The sequence below is a fragment of the Ramlibacter sp. MMS24-I3-19 genome (genome assembly GCF_050320135.1).
In the GTDB taxonomy this organism is placed as follows: domain Bacteria; phylum Pseudomonadota; class Gammaproteobacteria; order Burkholderiales; family Burkholderiaceae_C; genus Ramlibacter.
On record NZ_CP190017.1, the window covers coordinates 3,348,054 to 3,364,595 of the forward strand.

Below are 16,542 nucleotides of genomic sequence, written 5' to 3' on the forward strand. Positions count from 1 at the left end.
GATCAGCCGGGCACGAGCGCGACGGCTTCCACTTCGACCTTGAAGCCGTAGTGCAACGCCGGCACCGGCACGACCGCGCGCGCCGGCATCGCGTCACCCGCCCACTCGGCGTACACCGCATTGAACGCCGGCCAATTGTCGATGCCGTCGACGTACACCCGCACCTGCACCAGGTCGTCCACGCTGCAGCCGCACGCCTCGAGGATCACCTTCACATTCGCCAGCACCTGCCGCGCCTGGTCCTCGAAGCTCGCGGCCACCAGCTTCTCGCCCGACGCCGTCACGGGCAGCTGGCCCGAGATGTAGACCATGCCGTTGGCGACGATCGCATGGCTGTAGTGGCCACCAGGCTGCGAAACGCCGGCGGGGTTCACCGAGATCAAGGGTTGCTTGCCCATCGCATCACCATCCGTAGAAGCGCGGCCAGGTCTGCACGCTGCCGTCCGCCCCGAGGGCCTGGTACTCGGGGAACTGCGCGCCGGTGGCGCACGCGTGGTTCGGCAGGATGCGCCACTGGGAGCCCACGGGGAAGCGCCGCGCGATCTCGTGGTCGGTGCCGCCGGCCAGCGACACGATGCCATGCTCCTGGTTCGCGCCACTCAGCACATAGCCTTCGGCCACATCGCCGTTCGCGCTGCACACCTGGCCATATCCGTAGTCGTGCGGCTGGCGCTGCGTGCCGCGGTCGCGGCTCATCGCCATCCAGCCTGCGTCGACGATCGCCCAGCCCTTCTCCGGCTGGTGGCCGATCACCGTGGTCAGCACCGACAGCGCGATGTCCTGCGGCGCGCACACGCCGACGTTGGCCATCACCAGATCGAAGAACACATAGACGCCGGCCCGCACCTCGGTGACGCCGGGCAGCGCGCGCGCCGACAGCGCCGTCGGCGTCGAGCCCACGCTCACGACCGGGCACGCATAACCGGCCGCGCGCAGGCGCTCGGCGGCGCGCACGCATCCCGCCCGCTCCTGCTCGGCCATCGCTTCCAGCGCCTCGGGCGTGTGCAGTTCGTAGCTGGAGCCGGCGTGCGTCATCACGCCGCCCAGCTGGCTGCCGCCTTCGACAAGGGCGTGGGCGACCGTGAGCAGGGCTTCGGCCTCGGGCGTGATGCCCGAGCGATGGCCGTCGGTGTCGATCTCCAGCCAGACCTCGAAGCGGTGCTGCTGCTCCTGGCCGAAGCGGCCGATGGCCGCCGCGATGTCCGCGTTGTCGGTGATCAGCTTGAGGTCGCAGCCGGCCTTGTGCAACGCCAGGGCCTGCGCGAGCTTGCCCGGCACGATGCCGACCGCGTAGAGGATGTCGCGGAAGCCGGCGGCGAAGAACTGCTCGGCCTCCTTGAGCGTGGACACCGTGATGCCGCTCGCGCCGGCCTCGGCCTGGGTCCGCGCGATCTCCAGGCACTTGGTGGTCTTCACGTGCGGGCGGAAGCGCACGCCGAGCGCGTTCATGCGCGCCTGCATGCGGTCGATGTTGCGACGCATGCGCGCCACGTCCACCAGGGCGGACGGCGTGTTCAGGCCGACGAGCGGAGCGAGGGATGTCATCATCGGGAATTGTGGCCCATCGCAGGCGGCCGTGTCAGCAAGAAGTCAGCAGTGCGCACAGAAGATCGCCGACCCACCTGCCTGGAGCCCACGGACGATGCAAGCCCGTCCCGCCCTCTCGTTCGTCCTGCTGCTCTCCACCGCGTACGCCGCGTCGACCAGCGCCTATGCGGACGAAGCCGCGATCTATTGGGGGGAGCAGGCGATGCAGGCTCCCGAGAGCTCGTCCTCGGTCAGCCTCTGCGTGAGTGCCATCGCCCTCCTCGCGACGCTGGTGCTGCGGCTGACAGGTTCACGGCGACAGGACCTGGACTTCGACTCCGAGACGCTGGTGCTGCCTCGCGAGCAGGTGGTGGCACGCCGGCGCTGAGCCCAGGGCCTGGAACTAGCGCAGCATCGACGACATCGCCGACAGGCAGTTCACCATGCGCACGGCGGCTTCCACCGTCGGCGCCTCGAACCCGATCTCGTCGGCGCCGATGCGCTCCAGCGTCGGCCACTGGCAGAACAGGTCGGCCAGCGCCGTCGTCTGCGTCTGGATGCGCACGGTGGCGGGGACCTTCATCACGTAGGGCCGCGGCCGTTCACGCCGCAGGGCGGCGATGACGCCAGCCCGGATCGCCTCGCGCGCGGCCTGCGGCGACAGGCTGATCCCGCTGGTCTGCCCCGTCGCGCGCTTGGTCTGCACGAACACGGCCTCGGGAAACAACGGCTGGTGCTCGGCGATGAAGGCGTCGTCGCCGCTGGCCATCACCACCGGCACGCCGTACTCGCCCGCCAGCGCACCGTACATGGCGGCCTCGCCCACCTCGTCGCCGTTGAAGCGCACGCGCGAGAACGCGAAGCTGTTGGTGGTGTGCGCCAGGATGCCGCGGCCCTGCGCGCGCGAGTGGTATCCCACCATGCAGACCGCATCGACGCCCTGGTCGACGCCGGCCATCATCCCCAGGTACCGCGGCTTGCCCAGCACGTAGTGCGCACGCGGGTCGAGCAGCTCCGCCGGCATGTTGCGGAAGTCGCCGTGCGAGTCGTTCACCAGCACCTCGGTCGCGCCGGCGTCGAAGGCGCCGGCGATGGCGGCATTCGCCTCGTGCGTCATCAGCACGCGTGCGCGCTCGTACTCGGGGTTGCCGGCACGCACCTGCTGCTGGTGGACGACGCCTGCGACGCCTTCGATGTCGGTGGAGACCAGGATCTTCATGTGAACGTCTGGAAGAGCGAGGGCCGGCCAGCCACCAGACTGCCCAGCGAATCGCGGTGGTGCCCGTCGCGCCCCGTGACCGCTTCGGAACGCCACAGCGCATGCAGGATGGACTGCTCGCAGGCATCGGCCGCCGCTTCGAACAGGTCGTCCAGGCGTGTCTCGTGCAGCAACGGCAACGCGGGCATCGGTCGCTCCGGCAGGTGCGGGACGGTGTACGCCGTGGAGAACGCCAGCGCGATGTCGCCGCTGCCGTGGCCGAACACCGACCCGGTGCGCGCCAGGCCCGCCGCGGCCCGCATGGCAACGCGGCGCAACTGGCGCGCGTCCAGCGGCGCGTCGGTGGCCAGCAGCAGGATGATGGAGCCCTTCTCGGGGCCGGGCTCGTTCGCCCGCTCGCGCGCGAGCCGCTCGCCGACACGCTGCCCCGCCACGACCAGCTGCGGCAGCTTGCCGAAGTTGGCCAGCACGAGTGCGCCGACGGTGAAGTCGCCACCGGCGGTGCGGCGCGAGGCGCTGCCGATGCCCCCCTTGAGGCCGAAACACGACATGCCGCGCCCTGCCCCGACGGCGCCTTGCCCGACCTCATCGCCGGCTGTCGCAGCCGCCTCGGCGTAGTGCACTTCCTGCACCGCCATCCGCTGGATGTCGTTCAGGAATCCGTCGTTGCACTCGAACACCAGCGGGTTCACCGTCGGCAGGCTGCGCCCGCTTTCGGGATTCGCCGCGATGCACTGGCGGATCTGCGCCTGCGCCGCGGCGGACACGGAGTACGTGTTGGTCAGCGCGATCGGCGTCTCCAGCACGCCGAGCTCGTGCAGCTGCACCAGGCCGACGCTCTTGCCGAACCCGTTGAGCACCACGGCCGCGGCGGGCACCTTGTCGCGGTACGGATCGCCCGCATGGGGACGCACCACGGTCACGCCCGTCTGCACGTCGCCCTCCGCCAGCGTGCAGTGGCCCACCGTCACGCCGGGCACATCGGTGATGGCGTCGCGAGCGCCGCTCGCAAGCAGTCCGATGCGTGGCGGCAGGCTGGACATCAGGCCCGATCGATCTTGGGGTCCAGCGCGTCGCGCATGCCGTCGCCCAGCAGGTTGAACGCGAGCACGGTTAAGAAGATCGCCAGGCTGGGGAACAGGGCCACGTGCGGCGCGTTGACCATGTCGGCGCGCGCCTCGTTGAGCATGGCGCCCCACTCCGGCGTCGGCGGCTGCGCGCCAAGACCCAGGAATGACAGGCTGGCCGCCGTGATGATCGAGGTGCCCAGGCGCATCGTGAAGTACACGACGATGGCCGAGATGCTGCCCGGCAGGATGTGGCGCATGAGAATGGTCCAGTCGGAGGCGCCGACGCTGCGCACCGCCTCCACGTAGGTCATCTGCTTCAACACCAGCGTGTTGCCGCGCACCAGCCGCGCGAACGCCGGCACGCTGAACACGGACACGGCCACCACCACGTTCACCATGCTGCTGCCCAGGATGGCGACCACGCCCAGCGCGAGCAGGATGCCGGGGAAGGCGAGCAGTACGTCGGAGATGCGCATCACGATGCGCTCCCACCAGCCGCCGTAGTAGCCGGCCAGCAGGCCGAGCGCCGAGCCGACGATGCCGCCGAGGGCGACCGAGAAGAACCCCGCGGCCAGCGACAGGCGCGTTCCCATCAGGATGCGGCTGAAGATGTCGCGGCCCAGCGGGTCGACGCCCATCCAGTGCACCCACGACGGCCCCTGGTTCAGGCGGTCGTAATCGAAGAAGTTCTCGGCGTCGTATGGCGTGATCCAGGGCGCCAGGATGGCGACCACCACCAGCAGCAGCACGAAGGCCAGCGCGACCAACGCCACGTGCTGCTTGCGGAACTTGCGCCAGAACTCGGTCCAGGGCGTGCGCACGCGCGAGCTCGCGGCGACGGCGGACGCGGCGCCGGCTTCGGGAGCGGCCGCCTCGACGACGACGGCCGGTGTGGAGTTGTCGTTCATCGGTAGCGAATGGTGGGATTGATCAGGCCGTAGAGCAGGTCCACGACGAGGTTGATCACGATGAATTCGAGCGAGAACAGCAGCACCAGCGCCTGGATCACCGGGTAGTCGCGCATCGACACCGAGTCGACCAGCAGGCGTCCGAGGCCCGGCCAGTTGAAGACGGCCTCCACCACGATCGAGCCGCCCAGCAGGAAGCCGAACTGCAGGCCCATCATGGTGACGACCGGAATGAGCGCATTGCGCAGGCAATGCTTGAGGATCACCACGCGCTCGTCCAGGCCCTTGGCGCGCGCGGTGCGCACGAAATCCTCCTGGATCACCTCGACGAACGAGGCGCGGGTGAAGCGCGCCATCACGGCGGCGACAGCGGCGCCGAGCGTGATGGAGGGCAGGATGTAGTGGCGCCAGGTGTCGGCACCCACCGTGGGCAGCCAGCCCAGTTGCACGGAGAATATCTCCATCAGCAGCATGCCCAGCGCGAAGGCGGGGAACGAGATCCCCGAGACGGTCAGCGTCATGCCCAGCCGGTCGGGCCAGCGGTTGCGGTACACGGCCGACGTGATGCCGATGGCCATGCCGATCAGCACCGACCACACCATGCTGGCCAGCGTCAGCAGCAGCGTCGGCATGAAGCGGTCGCCGATCTCGGTGGACACCGCGCGCTTGCTGCGCAGCGAGGTGCCGAAGTCGCCGTGCAGCATGCGGCCGAAGAAGTCGGCGAACTGCGCCGGCAGCGGCTTGTCCAGCCCGAGGTCCTGGCGCACCAGGGCCACGGTCTGCGGATCCGCGTCGGGACCCGCGGCCAGGCGCGCCGGGTCGCCTGGCAGCATGTGCACGAACAGGAACACCAGCACCGCGACGATCAGCAGCGTCGGCAGCAGGCCGAACAGGCGCTTGAGGAGATAACTGGCCATCGCGGGGCGGGTCCTGCTCGGGTCGCGCTTACTTCAGGTCGACGTCGTCGAAGTTGAACGACGCGTCCGGCATCACGTAGAAGCCGGAAAGGCCCTTGGCGTGCGCCGACAGCAGCTTCTCCGTCACGAGGAACGCCCAGGGCGCGTCGGCCCAGATGCGCTTCTGCGCGTCGGTGTACAGCTTCGCCTTCTCCGCGCCGTCGGTCGTGACCAGCGCCTTGGCGATGTCCTGGTCCACCTCCGGGTTCTTGTAGTAGGCGGTGTTGAACATCTTGGGCGGGAACGACTCGGACGCGAGCAGCGGCCGCAGCGCCCAGTCGGCCTCGCCGGTCGATGCCGACCAGCCCACGTAGTACATGCGCACCGGTGCGGTGGCGGCGTCCTGCGCGCTCTCGACCTTCTCCACGCGCTGGCCGGTTTCCAGCGCCTGCACGCTGGCCTTGATGCCGACCTGCGCCAGCTGCTGCTGCAGGAACTGGATCACCTTCTGGCCGGTGGTGTGGTTGTAGGCCGACCAGAGCTGGGTCTCGAAGCCGTTGGGGTAGCCCGCTTCCTTCAGCAGCTGGCGCGCCTTGGCGGGGTCATACGGCCACGGTCCGAGCTTGACCGCGTATTCCACGCCCTTGGGCACCACGCCCTCGGCCGGGATCGCGTAGCCCGAGAAGGCCACCTTCGCCAGCGCGTCCTTGTTGATGGCGTAGTTGATCGCCTCGCGCACCTTCACGTTGTCGAACGGCTTCTGCAGCGTGTTCATCGACATGTAGCGGTGCACGATCGAGGGCGCCGCCACCAGTTCCAGGTTCGGCTTGCCCTTGAGCACCTCGGCCTGCTCGTACGGCACCGGGAAGGTGAAGTGCGCCTCGCCGGTCTGCATCATCGCGCTGCGAGAGTTGTTGTCGGCCACCGGGCGGAAGGTGATGGTGTCCACCTTCGGGTAGCCCTTCTTCCAGTAGCCGTCGAACTTCGCCACCTTCAGGTAGTCCGTCTGCTTCCACTCGACGAACTTGAACGGGCCGGTGCCCACCGGGTTCTGCGCGATGCCCTTGCTGCCGAACTTCTGCAGCGCCGCCGGCGAGATGATCACGCCCGAGGGGTGCGCCAGCGAGTTGATGAAGGGCGAGAACGGCTCGTGCAGCGTGAACTTCACCGTCGACGGGTCCACGACCTCGGTCCTGGCGATGTTCTTGTACAGCGTGAAGCGCTTGAGCTTGTTCTCGGGATTGGTGACGCGGTCGAAGTTCGCCTTCACCGCCGCGGCATTGAAGTCGGTGCCGTCGTGGAACTTGATGCCCTTCTTCAGCTTGACCGTGTAGGTCAGGCCGTCCTTGCTGGCCTGGTAGCTCTCGGCGAGCACCGGCACCATCTTCATGTCCTTGTCGAAGCCGAACAGGCCCTGGTAGAACGACTTCACCACGGCCTGCGACAGCGTGTCGTTCGCGTCGTACGGGTCCATGGTGGTGAAGGTCGACGCGACGGCGGCCACGACGTCCTTCGCCGCGAACGCCGGCGTCGCCAGCGTGGCGCTCAGCGCCAGGGCGACTGCAGCCAGGGGTGGAAGGTGAGTTCTCATCGATGCGCTCCTGAGTGAAGAAGTGGATTCAGTACATGCCGCCGACACGGTGCCGGGCCACGAAGTGCCCCGGGCCCACCTGCTGCAGCGGTTCGACGACGGGCTCGTCGCCCACGTCGCGGATCGGGCTCGGCACCTCGCCTTCCAGCAGTTCGCGCTTGAGGTGGCGGCGCTTCGGGTCGGCGATCGGCACGGCGGCCATCAGCCGCCGCGTGTACGGATGCTGTGGATTCTCGAAGATCGCGCGGCGCGGCCCGATCTCCACGATCTGGCCGAGGTACATCACCGCCACGCGATGGCTGATGCGCTCCACGACCGCCATGTCGTGCGAGATGAACAGGAACGCGATGCCCAGCTCCCGCTGCAGGTCCAGCATCAGGTTGACGATCTGCGCCTGGATGGAGACGTCGAGCGCTGACACGGACTCGTCGGCGACCACGACCTTCGGGTTCAGCGCGAGGGCCCTTGCGATCGCGATGCGCTGGCGCTGGCCGCCCGAGAACTCGTGCGGATAGCGGTGCGCCACCTCCACCGGAAGGCCCACCTTGCGCAGCAGCCAGTCGACGCGCTCCTGCGCCTGCCGGCCCTTGGCGATGCCGTGCACCAGCAGCGGCTCCATGATCGAGTAGCCCACGGTGACGCGGGGGTCGAGCGAGGCGAACGGGTCCTGGAAGATGAACTGGATGTCGCGGCGCAGGCTGCGCAGCTCGCCCGCGGGCAGCTCGCGCACGTTGCGGCCACCGAGCTCGATGAGGCCACCCTGGCTGTCCACCAGCCGCAGCAGCGAGCGGCCGGTGGTCGACTTGCCGCAGCCGGATTCGCCGACCAGCGCCAGCGTTTCGCCGGGGAAAGGTCCAGGCTGACCTTCTCGACCGCATGCACGCGCCGCTTCACGCGGCCGAACAGTCCGCTGGGCACGTCGAAGCGCGTGACGAGGTCGCGCACGCGCAAGATGGGCGCGGCGCCCGGCGGCACGGTGTCCTGCGGCCTGTCGTCGGCCGGAACCGCCTCGCCCGTGCCGCGGTCCAGCAGGTGGAACTTGCGCGGCAGGTCGGTGCCCTGCATCGAGCCCAGGCGCGGTACCGCGGAGAGCAGCGCGCGCGTGTAGGGCTCCAGCGGCGCGGCGAAGATGGCCTCGGACGCGCCCTCCTCGATCCTGCGGCCGCCATTCATCACCAGCACGCGGTCGGCCACTTCGGCCACCACGCCCATGTCGTGGGTGATGAACACCACGCCCATGTGCATCTCGTCCTGCAGCCCGCGCACCAGCTGCAGGATCTGCGCCTGGATGGTGACGTCCAGTGCCGTCGTGGGTTCGTCGGCGATCAGCAGCGAAGGCCGGCACGACAGCGCCATCGCGATCATCACGCGCTGGCGCATGCCGCCCGACAGCTGGTGCGGATAGCGGCCCAGCACGCTGCGCGCTTCGGGGATGCGCACCAGCTCCAGCATGCGCAGCGCCTCGGCACGCGCGGCCGCGGCGTCCTTGCCCTGGTGCTCGCGGATCGATTCGGCGATCTGGTCGCCGGCCGTGAACACCGGGTTCAGCGACGTCATCGGCTCCTGGAAGATCATCGCGATGTCGGCGCCACGGATGCCGCGCATCGTGGCCTCGCTGGCCTGCGCGACATCCAGCACCTGGCCACCGCGACGCCGCACCAGCATGCGACCGCCCACGATGCGGCCGCCGCCATGCTCCACCAGCCGCATCAACGCCAGCGAGGTGACCGACTTGCCCGAGCCGGATTCGCCGACGATGGCCAGCGTCTCCCCGCGATCGACGTGGAACGACAGGTTGCGCACCGCATCGACCGTGCGCTCGGACGTGCTGAAGCGCACCGACAGGTCCGCCACCTGCACCACGCGGCCTTCCGGCATCGCCGGGGCCGCCGGCGCGGGACGTTCCAGTTCGATCGTGGACATCGCCTGGCTCACCGGAAGATGGCGGTCTGCAGCGGCTCGCCGACGCGCGCGACGCCGCGGTACATGCCTTCGGTGTTGAACGGCATGCTCACGTTGCCGTGGCGGTCCACGGCAACCAGGCCGCCTCGTCCGCCGATCGCGGGCAGGACGTCCATCACGACGGCCTGCGCTGCCTGCTCGAGTGACGCGCCCGCATACGCCATGCGCGCGCAGATGTCGTACGCGGCGGCCGTGCGGATGAACATCTCGCCGGTGCCGGTGCAGGAGATCGCGGCGGTGCGGTTGTCGGCATAGGTGCCGGCACCGATCAGGGGCGAGTCGCCCACGCGCCCCGGCCGCTTGTTGGTCATGCCCCCGGTGGAGGTCGCGGCCGCGAGGTTGCCTTGCGCATCGAGCGCGACGGCGCCCACGGTGCCGAGCTTGCGCGATTCGTCGAGCGGCGCGGCCTGGCGGAACGTGAGCGAGGCGCCGTCGTGGTCGAGCACCGCCTTGTCGGTGGCCAGCGCGCGCCGCAGCTGCTCGCGCCGGTGCTCGGTCGAGAAGTAATCGGGCGACACCATCTCCAGGCCCAGGCGCTGCGCGAGCGCTTCGGCGCCGGTGCCCACCAGCAGCACGTGGTCGGTGTGCTCCATCACCGCGCGTGCGGCACGCGCCGGGCGCTTGATCCGGGCGACGCAGCCGACCGCGCCGGCCTTCAGCGTCGCGCCGTCCATCACGGCGGCATCGAGCTCGTGCGTCTCGTCGTGGGTGAACACCGCGCCGTGGCCGGCGTTGAACAGCGGGCAGTCCTCCAGCAGGTCAACCGCGAGCGACACCGCGTCGAGCGCGGTGCCGCCCCTGGCCAGCAGCTCCTGCGGCGGCCCGAGCACGGCGCGCAGCGCGGCGTGGTAAGCGTCCTGCTGGTCGGCGGCGCCACCGGTGCGGCTGATGGTGCCGGCGCCGCCGTGGATGGCGATGACGGGACGGAACGGGGTTGCGGTCACGGGATGGCTTTCTTCAGGGTACGGGCCTTGCGCGGCGACGGCAATGCGACCTCGGTGCGTGCCGGCGCGCCGGCGCCATGCAGCCAAGGTAGCACCGACTCGGCCAGCCGCGTGGCGGCCTGCACCGAGTTCCTGGCGCGGTGCGCGACGGCGCTGGCGAGCGCCTCGACCAGGGCCAGCACGCTGGCTTCCGAACTGGCGAAATACTGGCTGTCCGCCTGCGCGTACAACGCGAGGTCGGCCAGCGGGGCCAGGGGCGAGGCCACGCGATCGGTCAGCGCGAGCACGGAGGCGCCAGCGTCGCGCGCCAGCCTTGCGAGCAGCACGGTGTCGGTGAGGTAGCGGGGAAAGGCGATCGCCACCAGCAGGTCGCCCGGCCGCGCGCGGCTGAGCACCTTGGCCGCATACGTCGCGCCCTCGCGCGTGGCCAGCAGGTGGACCTCGCCGCGGTAGGGATCGAGGCCGTGCTGCAGCAGGCCGCCGAGCCAGCTGCTGCTGCCGAAGCCCACGATGTAGACGCGCTGGGCCTTCAGCACCGCCTCGACGGCGCGCTCGCACGTGAGCGGGTCGAGCGACTGGCGCGTCAGCGCGAGGTTGCGCTCGACATCCGACAGCGTGCCGGCGAAGACGTCCGCCACCTTGGCCGAGCGCTCCAGCTTGCTGCGCAGCTTCTCCACCGGCGCCAGCGTGGTCTCGAATCCGAGCACGAGCGCGGCGCGGAACTGCGCGTAGCCCTCGAAATCAAGCGCGCGTGCGAACCGGTTGGCCGTCGCGACCGACACACCGACCGTGGCGGCCAGCTCGTCGATCGGCATGGTGGCCGCGTGCAGCGGATGGGCCAGCACCCAGTCGGCGATCTGGCGATGCGCGGGCGACAGTTCCGGCAGCCGCCGCGCGATGCGCTGCGCCATCGAGGGATTGCCGGAGGATTTCGGGGTGACGGTGCGCACGGGATGCCGGTCGCGGCCGGGGTGAACATTTCTTTACAGAGCGACGGATGATAGCGAAATTTTTCATCATCGCGGGGCCGGACTCAGCCGGCCTTGGCGTCGCTCCGCAGCAGGGCCTTCGCAGCCTCGATGCGCAGGCGCAGGTCCACCGACGCGTCGCGCATCACCGCGAGCAGGAAGGCCTCGGGTTCACTTGCCTCGTCTGCAGGCTTCGGCACCGCAGGCGTGGTACGGCCCTCGGCGGTCGCCGCGGCTGATCCCACGGGCCGCAGCAGCGCCGAGGCACGCAGGAAGTGCTCCGGCCCGATGCTCGCCAGTCGCGCCAACAGGTCGGCCTGCGCGTCGACACCGGGCGGATGGTCCAGCCAGGGCTCGTCCGCGAACAGCGGCGCCAGGTCGGCGCTCACGAAGGCCGACCAGCGCTCTGGGGCGACCTCGACCGGAGGCGCTGCTTCCAGGTGGCGAACGCGAACCGTCGCCGACGGCGCGGGCGACGGATGCATCCGGATCCGCTCCGGCGGGACGCCTGCGAGATAGCGCGTGCGCAGCGCCTGCAGGAACGCGAACGCGGTGTCGGGCGCGATGGGCTCGATCAGCGAGAACCAGAGCTGCCAGCCGTCTCGTCCGGAGACCGCGATTGCGGGCGCGGGCAGGTCCAGGTCGGCTTGCACGCCCTGCCACACGGCCGCGAGGTCGCTCCAGCTGGCCGGCCGCACGAGCTCCAGCACCAACGCCCGCACACGCCCGCCAGGCGCGACCAGCGCCGTCGGTGCGCCGTCCCCGACGGCCGGCAGGTACAGGCGATGCAGTTCCGCGTCGAGTCGGTTCATGGCGCGATTGTGTCGCGCCATGCCCTCACTCCTTCGGTGCGCCGGAGTCGCGCACGATCGCCTCGTAGCGCTTGATCTCGGAGGCGACGAACTTGCCGAAGTCCTGCGGGCTGTCGCCCATCACGATCGCGCCCATGCCGGTGAGCTTGGCGTGGATGTCGGGCGACCGCAGGATCTTGTTCACCTCGGTGTTCAGCCGGTCTACGATCTCGGCCGGCGCATGGGCCGGCAGCATCAGCCCGTACCACGCCGACGCCAGCATTGGGGTGCCGGCTTCCTTGAAGGTGGGCACGTCGGGGAGCGCGGGCAGGCGCTTCTGCGACGCCACCGCCAGCGGCTTGAGCAGGCCGCCGCGGATGCTGCCCAGCGAGCCGGTGTCGATCATCATGTCGATGTGGCCGGCGATCAGGTCCTGCGCCGCCGGGCCGCTGCCCTTGTACGGCACGTGCCGCACGTCCACGCCCGCGGCGGTCTTGAACTGCGCGCCCGCCAGGTGCTGCGAGCCGCCGATGCCGGCCGAGCCGTAGGTGTACTTGCCCGGGTCCTTCTTCGCAGCGGCCACCAGGTCCTTCACCGAGTTCCACGGAGATTTCGCGGGCACCACCATCACGTTCGGGATCTCGCACAGCGAGGTCACGGGCGTGAAGTCGGCGATGGGATCGAACCCGAGTCGCGCATAGAGGTAAGGCGCCGCGGCATTGGTCGAACTGGTGGCCAGCAGGATCGCGTGGCCGTCCGGCTTCTCCTTCACGAACTGCTGCGTGCCGATGACGCCACCGGCGCCGCCCTTGTTCTCCACGATCACCGGCACGCCCAGCGCCTGCGACAGCGGTTGCGCGAGCATGCGGCCGATCTGGTCGGTGGCGCCGCCCGCCGGCCAGGGCACCAAGATGCGGATCGGGCGGTCGTCGGAGGGCCAGGCCGCCATGGCGGCGGTCGAGGACAGCGCCAGGAAGGCGGCGGTCATCTGCAGTGCAAGGCGGCGGGTCGGCCCTTGCCGCGTGGTCTGTCTCATGCTGGGTCCTGTTCTGGTTGTGAGCGCCGCATCATGCCGCCGGCGCGGGCCCCGAACCTAACGTGAAGCTGAAGGTGGCGCCTTCGCCCAGCCGTCCCTCGGCCCAGATGCGGCCGCCGTGCCGCACGACGATGCGCTGCGCGTTGGCCAGGCCGATGCCCGTGCCGGCGTACTCCTCGGCGGAATGCAGGCGCTGGAAGTTGCCGAACAGCTTGCCGGCCCAGGCCATGTCGAAGCCGGCTCCGTTGTCCTGGACGACATAGACGGTCTCGCCGCCCGGGCCGGTGTGCGACGCCAGCGAGATGCGCGACACGTCGCGGCCGGCGGTGAACTTCCAGGCATTCCCCAGCAGGTTCTCCAGCAGCATGCGCAGCAGTCGCGGGTCGCCCCGCACCACCATCCCGGGCTCGATATCGCGGTCCACGCGGCGCGATGGATCGCGGCCCTGCAGCTCGTCCAGCACCGCGCCGGCGATCGCGCTCAGGTTCACGCTGGTGGCGTTCAGCGGTGCCTGCGAGGTCTCCGCCACCGACAGCAGCGCGTCGACGTAATCGGTCATGCGCAGGCCGGCCGCCTTGATGCTGGCGCTGAGGGCGGCGGCCCGCGGCTGGTCGCTGCGCGCGATGGCGTCGTCGAGCGCCGCGCTGAACCACTGCACGGCGACCATCGGCTGCTTGAGGTCATGCGCCAGCGCATGGGCGAAGCCCTTCAGCTCGGTGTTGGCCCGTTCCAGGTCGCGCGTCCGCGCGGCGACGCGGCTGGTGAGTTCCGCATTGGCCGCGGACAGCTGCTCGCCGAGGATGCGCAGCCGCTCGCGATCCTCCTTGCTCTGCGTGACGTCCTGCGCCGCGCCCTCGATGCGGGTGATCGCGCCATGCGCGTCGCGCGTGGCTTCGCCCAGCAGGCGCATCCACATCGCGCGGCCCTTGCGGGTGAAGATGCGCACCTCCAGGTCGAACGGCGTCCCTTCGCGCAGGCATGCCTTCCAGGCGCGGTCCACCTCCGGCTGGGTGCGGCGCCGCACGAGGCTGAACACGTCGGCGATCGTCGGCGGCTGCGACGGCGGGACATCGAGCAGCTGCAGGAACTCGCTCGACCAGCTGGCGCGCATGCTGGGCACCTCGATGCTCCAGGCCGCGATGCGGCCCAGGTGGCTGGCCAGCCGCAGCAGCGATTGCGCGCGCTCCGACTCCTCGCGCGCGATCTTCAGCTCGGTGACGTCCATCGCCGTGCCGCGGTAGCCGGCGAAGCTGCCGTCCGGCGCGTACACAGGGACGCCCGTGGTGGAGATGAAGCGCGTCGTGCCGTCGTGCACCACACGGAACTCGAAGTCGCGGAACGGCTTGTGGGCTTCGCACCAGCGGCGATGGTCGTCCCAGGTGCCGACCAGGGGCGCGCTGTCCGGAGACTCCCAGCGACGGCGGCCGATCACGGAGCCGTCTTCGTCGGCGTGATCGCGGCCTCGCAGGTCCAGCGTGAAGCGGAACTCGGCATCCTGTTCCCACAGCCACACGGTGGACGTTCGATGGATGACCCGCAACTGCGCATCCGGATCGGGACTCTCGGCCGGCTGGCTCAGCCGCATGCCGGGCGGTTCGGTCGGGCTCGCCACGACGGCGGCTTCTCGGGGCTTGGACATGGTGAGGCTGCGCAACAGGACGCGTGGGAGTCTTGCTATTCTCGGACGGCCATGGGTCGTGCTACGAACCATCGTCGTCGCCGCGACTCCAAACGGCCGACCGACGAATTCCCGGCCGTGCAATTGTTCCTGGCCCAGGCACGGCCCCAAGCACGAACAAAGAAGAGATGCACGCCAACGTGGACGCCAGCCGCCGGCGGCTGATGGGCTCGCTGCTCGCCGGCGTGGCAGGTGGCGGCACCCTGCTGTCCGTCGATGCAAGCGCAACCGCGCCGACCCGGCTGCATCTCCAGCTGGGCTGGCTCGCGGGCGTCAACCAGGCCGGCGAGGTCGTGGCGCAGCGCATGGGCTTCTACGAGCAGGAGGGCCTGCAGCTGTCGATGCAGCCCGGCGGTCCGCACGTCGATGGCGTCGCCATCGTCGCATCCGGTCACATGCCGCTGGGCCAGGTGTCGTCCAGTCCGTCGCTCATGCTGGCGGCCTCGCAGGGATTGCCCGTGCGCTGCTTCGCGGTCGGCGCCCAGCGCCACCCCTACACCTACTTCTCGCTGCGTCGCAATCCGGTGCGCCGGCCGGCCGACCTGGTGGGCAAGCGCGTGGGTGTGCAGCCGACCGGCCTCGGCCTGCTGCGCGCCGTGCTGGCACGCCATCGCATCCCGGAGAAGGACGTGCACGTGGTCCCGATGGGCGCGGAGGTGGGTCCCCTGCTCACCGGCCAGGTCGACGTGGTGACGGGCTGGCTCACCAGCACCGCCACGCTGAAGCTGCTGGGGCGCGAGCGCGTCGACATGCCGCTGTGGGACACCGGCATCCGCCTGTACGCCCTTCCCTACTACGCCAACACGCACCTGCTGCGCAATGCGCCGCACCTGCTGGCGGCGTTCGTGCGCGCCACCGCTCGCGGCTGGAACCACGCCCGCATGCATCCCGAGCACGCCGTGGACATGCTCGTGGAGACCTACCCCACGCTGGACCGCGACGACCAGCGCCACTCGCTCACGACGATGCTCGCGTACAGCTTCGCCGATGCCGCCGCGTCGGAGGGCTGGGGCGCGATGGAGCCCGAGATGTGGCAGGAGCAGATCGCACTGTATTCACAGCTGGGGCTGTTCACGGCGGCGCCGCCGCGACTGGCGGACGTCATGACGATGGAGATCCTGGACGCGACGCGCGCCGCGCGCGGTGGGGCCTGAACCGATGCAGGCGGTGGCGGCTCCAGCACTGGTGCCGGCCATCCGCGCACGCCAGGCAGCGGTGCGTTTCGACAGCACGGGCCGCAGCATCACCGCGCTGCAGGACATCGACCTGCAGGTCGCCCAGGGCGAATTCCTCACGCTGCTGGGTCCCTCGGGCAGCGGCAAGTCGACCCTGCTGCGGGCGATCGCCGACCTGGTGCCTGCGAGCAGTGGATCCATCGAGGTGCTGGGCATGAGCCCGCACGAAGCGCGGGTGCGGCGCGACATTGCCTTCGTGTTCCAGGACCCGGCCCTGCTGCCCTGGCGCTCGGCGCTGCAGAACGTGACGCTGCCGCTGCAGGTGGGGGGCGGCGCCAGCCGGCCGGGGCCCCGCAGCCCGCGCGAGTTGCTGGCGATGGTGGGGTTGCAGGATCGCGCCGATGCGTGGCCGCACCAGCTCTCGGGCGGTCAGCGCCAGCGCGTGGCGCTCGCGCGCGCCCTGGTCGGCGCGCCGCGCGTGCTGCTGATGGACGAGCCGTTTGCGGCCCTCGACGAGATGACGCGCGAGCGCGTGCAGGAAGAACTGCTGCGCGTGTGGCGGCAGGCCGGCGTGACCATCCTGTTCGTGACGCACAGCATCCAGGAGGCCGCGTTCCTCGGTCAGCGCGTGCTGCTGCTGGCGGCCGAGCCGGGTCGCGTGCGCGAGCAGGTTCGGGTCGACCTGCCCGCGGATCGCACCGCGGCAGTCCGCGACAGCGTCGAATTCGTCCGCGTCACCGCGCACCTGCGCCGTGTGCTGGCCAGCTGCTGAAGCCG

At 70.2% G+C, this 16,542-nt stretch carries 15 protein-coding genes and 1 pseudogene; 3 read left to right on the plus strand and 13 right to left on the minus strand.

Features of this window, described 5'->3' with window-relative positions; translation table 11 throughout:
- Positions 1-2 precede the first annotated feature (2 nt).
- Together ACPWT1_RS16655 and ACPWT1_RS16660 are read right to left on the minus strand one after the other, a co-directional pair.
- Complete coding sequence (locus ACPWT1_RS16655) at positions 3-398, minus strand: RidA family protein (protein WP_427912259.1); 396 nt, start codon at positions 396-398, stop codon at positions 3-5.
- Between the two features lie 4 nt (positions 399-402).
- Positions 403-1,545, minus strand: coding sequence for a DSD1 family PLP-dependent enzyme (locus tag ACPWT1_RS16660; protein WP_427912260.1), 1,143 nt, complete (start codon positions 1,543-1,545; stop codon positions 403-405).
- A 97-nt stretch (positions 1,546-1,642) separates the two neighbouring features.
- On the opposite strand from ACPWT1_RS16660, the gene ACPWT1_RS16665 reads away from it, so the two are divergent.
- Positions 1,643-1,915, plus strand: coding sequence for a hypothetical protein (locus tag ACPWT1_RS16665; RefSeq protein ID WP_427912261.1), 273 nt, complete (start codon positions 1,643-1,645; stop codon positions 1,913-1,915).
- A gap of 15 nt (positions 1,916-1,930) precedes the next feature.
- Here ACPWT1_RS16665 and ACPWT1_RS16670 read toward each other — a convergent pair whose 3' ends face one another.
- The 11 genes and pseudogenes from ACPWT1_RS16670 to ACPWT1_RS16720 form a co-directional block, all read right to left on the minus strand.
- Complete coding sequence (locus ACPWT1_RS16670; protein ID WP_427912262.1) at positions 1,931-2,746, minus strand: M55 family metallopeptidase; 816 nt, start codon at positions 2,744-2,746, stop codon at positions 1,931-1,933.
- Complete coding sequence (locus ACPWT1_RS16675) at positions 2,743-3,789, minus strand: P1 family peptidase (RefSeq protein WP_427912263.1); 1,047 nt, start codon at positions 3,787-3,789, stop codon at positions 2,743-2,745. The genes ACPWT1_RS16670 and ACPWT1_RS16675 overlap by 4 nt, the downstream gene beginning before the upstream one ends.
- Positions 3,789-4,724 (minus strand): glutathione ABC transporter permease GsiD, encoded by a 936-nt coding sequence (gene gsiD / locus ACPWT1_RS16680; protein WP_427912264.1) that lies wholly within the window; start codon positions 4,722-4,724, stop codon positions 3,789-3,791. The genes ACPWT1_RS16675 and gsiD overlap by 1 nt, the downstream gene beginning before the upstream one ends.
- On the minus strand, positions 4,721-5,641 hold the full coding sequence (gsiC, locus tag ACPWT1_RS16685) for a glutathione ABC transporter permease GsiC (RefSeq protein WP_427912265.1): 921 nt from the start codon (positions 5,639-5,641) through the stop codon (positions 4,721-4,723). Before gsiC ends, gsiD begins: the two co-directional genes overlap by 4 nt.
- A 28-nt stretch (positions 5,642-5,669) precedes the next feature.
- Positions 5,670-7,211, minus strand: coding sequence for a glutathione ABC transporter substrate-binding protein GsiB (gsiB, locus tag ACPWT1_RS16690; protein ID WP_427912266.1), 1,542 nt, complete (start codon positions 7,209-7,211; stop codon positions 5,670-5,672).
- 28 nt (positions 7,212-7,239) lie between these two features.
- Positions 7,240-9,134 (minus strand): annotated as a pseudogene (locus tag ACPWT1_RS16695) (dipeptide ABC transporter ATP-binding protein).
- 8 nt (positions 9,135-9,142) lie between these two features.
- Positions 9,143-10,117, minus strand: a complete 975-nt coding sequence (locus tag ACPWT1_RS16700) for an isoaspartyl peptidase/L-asparaginase family protein (protein WP_427912267.1) — start codon at positions 10,115-10,117, stop codon at positions 9,143-9,145.
- Positions 10,114-11,028, minus strand: coding sequence for a MurR/RpiR family transcriptional regulator (locus tag ACPWT1_RS16705; RefSeq protein WP_427915577.1), 915 nt, complete (start codon positions 11,026-11,028; stop codon positions 10,114-10,116). The genes ACPWT1_RS16700 and ACPWT1_RS16705 overlap by 4 nt, the downstream gene beginning before the upstream one ends.
- A gap of 122 nt (positions 11,029-11,150) precedes the next feature.
- Entirely contained in the window at positions 11,151-11,897 is a 747-nt protein-coding gene (locus tag ACPWT1_RS16710; RefSeq protein WP_427912268.1) for a hypothetical protein, read from the minus strand.
- A gap of 25 nt (positions 11,898-11,922) precedes the next feature.
- A complete protein-coding gene (locus tag ACPWT1_RS16715; protein WP_427912269.1) occupies positions 11,923-12,912 on the minus strand; it encodes a Bug family tripartite tricarboxylate transporter substrate binding protein in 990 nt (329 codons plus the stop codon).
- Positions 12,913-12,943: 31 nt separating this feature from the next.
- On the minus strand, positions 12,944-14,551 hold the full coding sequence (locus ACPWT1_RS16720) for a sensor histidine kinase (RefSeq protein WP_427912270.1): 1,608 nt from the start codon (positions 14,549-14,551) through the stop codon (positions 12,944-12,946).
- A gap of 167 nt (positions 14,552-14,718) precedes the next feature.
- Here ACPWT1_RS16720 and ACPWT1_RS16725 point away from each other — a divergent pair, with 167 nt between their 5' ends.
- Together ACPWT1_RS16725 and ACPWT1_RS16730 are read left to right on the plus strand one after the other, a co-directional pair.
- Positions 14,719-15,744 carry an ABC transporter substrate-binding protein gene (locus ACPWT1_RS16725; protein WP_427912271.1) on the plus strand — a complete coding sequence of 342 codons (1,026 nt, stop codon included), beginning with the start codon at positions 14,719-14,721 and terminating at the stop codon, positions 15,742-15,744.
- A gap of 4 nt (positions 15,745-15,748) precedes the next feature.
- Positions 15,749-16,537: an ABC transporter ATP-binding protein gene (locus ACPWT1_RS16730; protein ID WP_427912272.1), complete on the plus strand. Its 789-nt coding sequence runs from the start codon at positions 15,749-15,751 to the stop codon at positions 16,535-16,537.
- The last annotated feature ends 5 nt before the right edge of the window (positions 16,538-16,542 follow it).

Bases quoted from the DNA above. Each gene is read 5' to 3' on its own strand.
- ACPWT1_RS16720 (WP_427912270.1), bottom strand. From the start codon at position 14,551: ATGTCCAAGCCCCGAGAAGCCGCCGTCGTGGCGAGCCCGACCGAACCG.
- ACPWT1_RS16675 (WP_427912263.1), bottom strand. From the start codon at position 3,789: ATGTCCAGCCTGCCGCCACGCATCGGACTGCTTGCGAGCGGCGCTCGC.
- ACPWT1_RS16670 (WP_427912262.1), bottom strand. From the start codon at position 2,746: ATGAAGATCCTGGTCTCCACCGACATCGAAGGCGTCGCAGGCGTCGTC.
- ACPWT1_RS16660 (WP_427912260.1), bottom strand. From the start codon at position 1,545: ATGACATCCCTCGCTCCGCTCGTCGGCCTGAACACGCCGTCCGCCCTG.
- ACPWT1_RS16715 (WP_427912269.1), bottom strand. From the start codon at position 12,912: ATGAGACAGACCACGCGGCAAGGGCCGACCCGCCGCCTTGCACTGCAG.
- ACPWT1_RS16705 (WP_427915577.1), bottom strand. From the start codon at position 11,028: ATGGCGCAGCGCATCGCGCGGCGGCTGCCGGAACTGTCGCCCGCGCAT.
- ACPWT1_RS16665 (WP_427912261.1), top strand. From the start codon at position 1,643: ATGCAAGCCCGTCCCGCCCTCTCGTTCGTCCTGCTGCTCTCCACCGCG.
- ACPWT1_RS16710 (WP_427912268.1), bottom strand. From the start codon at position 11,897: ATGAACCGACTCGACGCGGAACTGCATCGCCTGTACCTGCCGGCCGTC.
- gsiB (WP_427912266.1), bottom strand. From the start codon at position 7,211: ATGAGAACTCACCTTCCACCCCTGGCTGCAGTCGCCCTGGCGCTGAGC.
- gsiD (WP_427912264.1), bottom strand. From the start codon at position 4,724: ATGAACGACAACTCCACACCGGCCGTCGTCGTCGAGGCGGCCGCTCCC.
- ACPWT1_RS16725 (WP_427912271.1), top strand. From the start codon at position 14,719: ATGCACGCCAACGTGGACGCCAGCCGCCGGCGGCTGATGGGCTCGCTG.
- ACPWT1_RS16655 (WP_427912259.1), bottom strand. From the start codon at position 398: ATGGGCAAGCAACCCTTGATCTCGGTGAACCCCGCCGGCGTTTCGCAG.
- ACPWT1_RS16730 (WP_427912272.1), top strand. From the start codon at position 15,749: ATGCAGGCGGTGGCGGCTCCAGCACTGGTGCCGGCCATCCGCGCACGC.
- gsiC (WP_427912265.1), bottom strand. From the start codon at position 5,641: ATGGCCAGTTATCTCCTCAAGCGCCTGTTCGGCCTGCTGCCGACGCTG.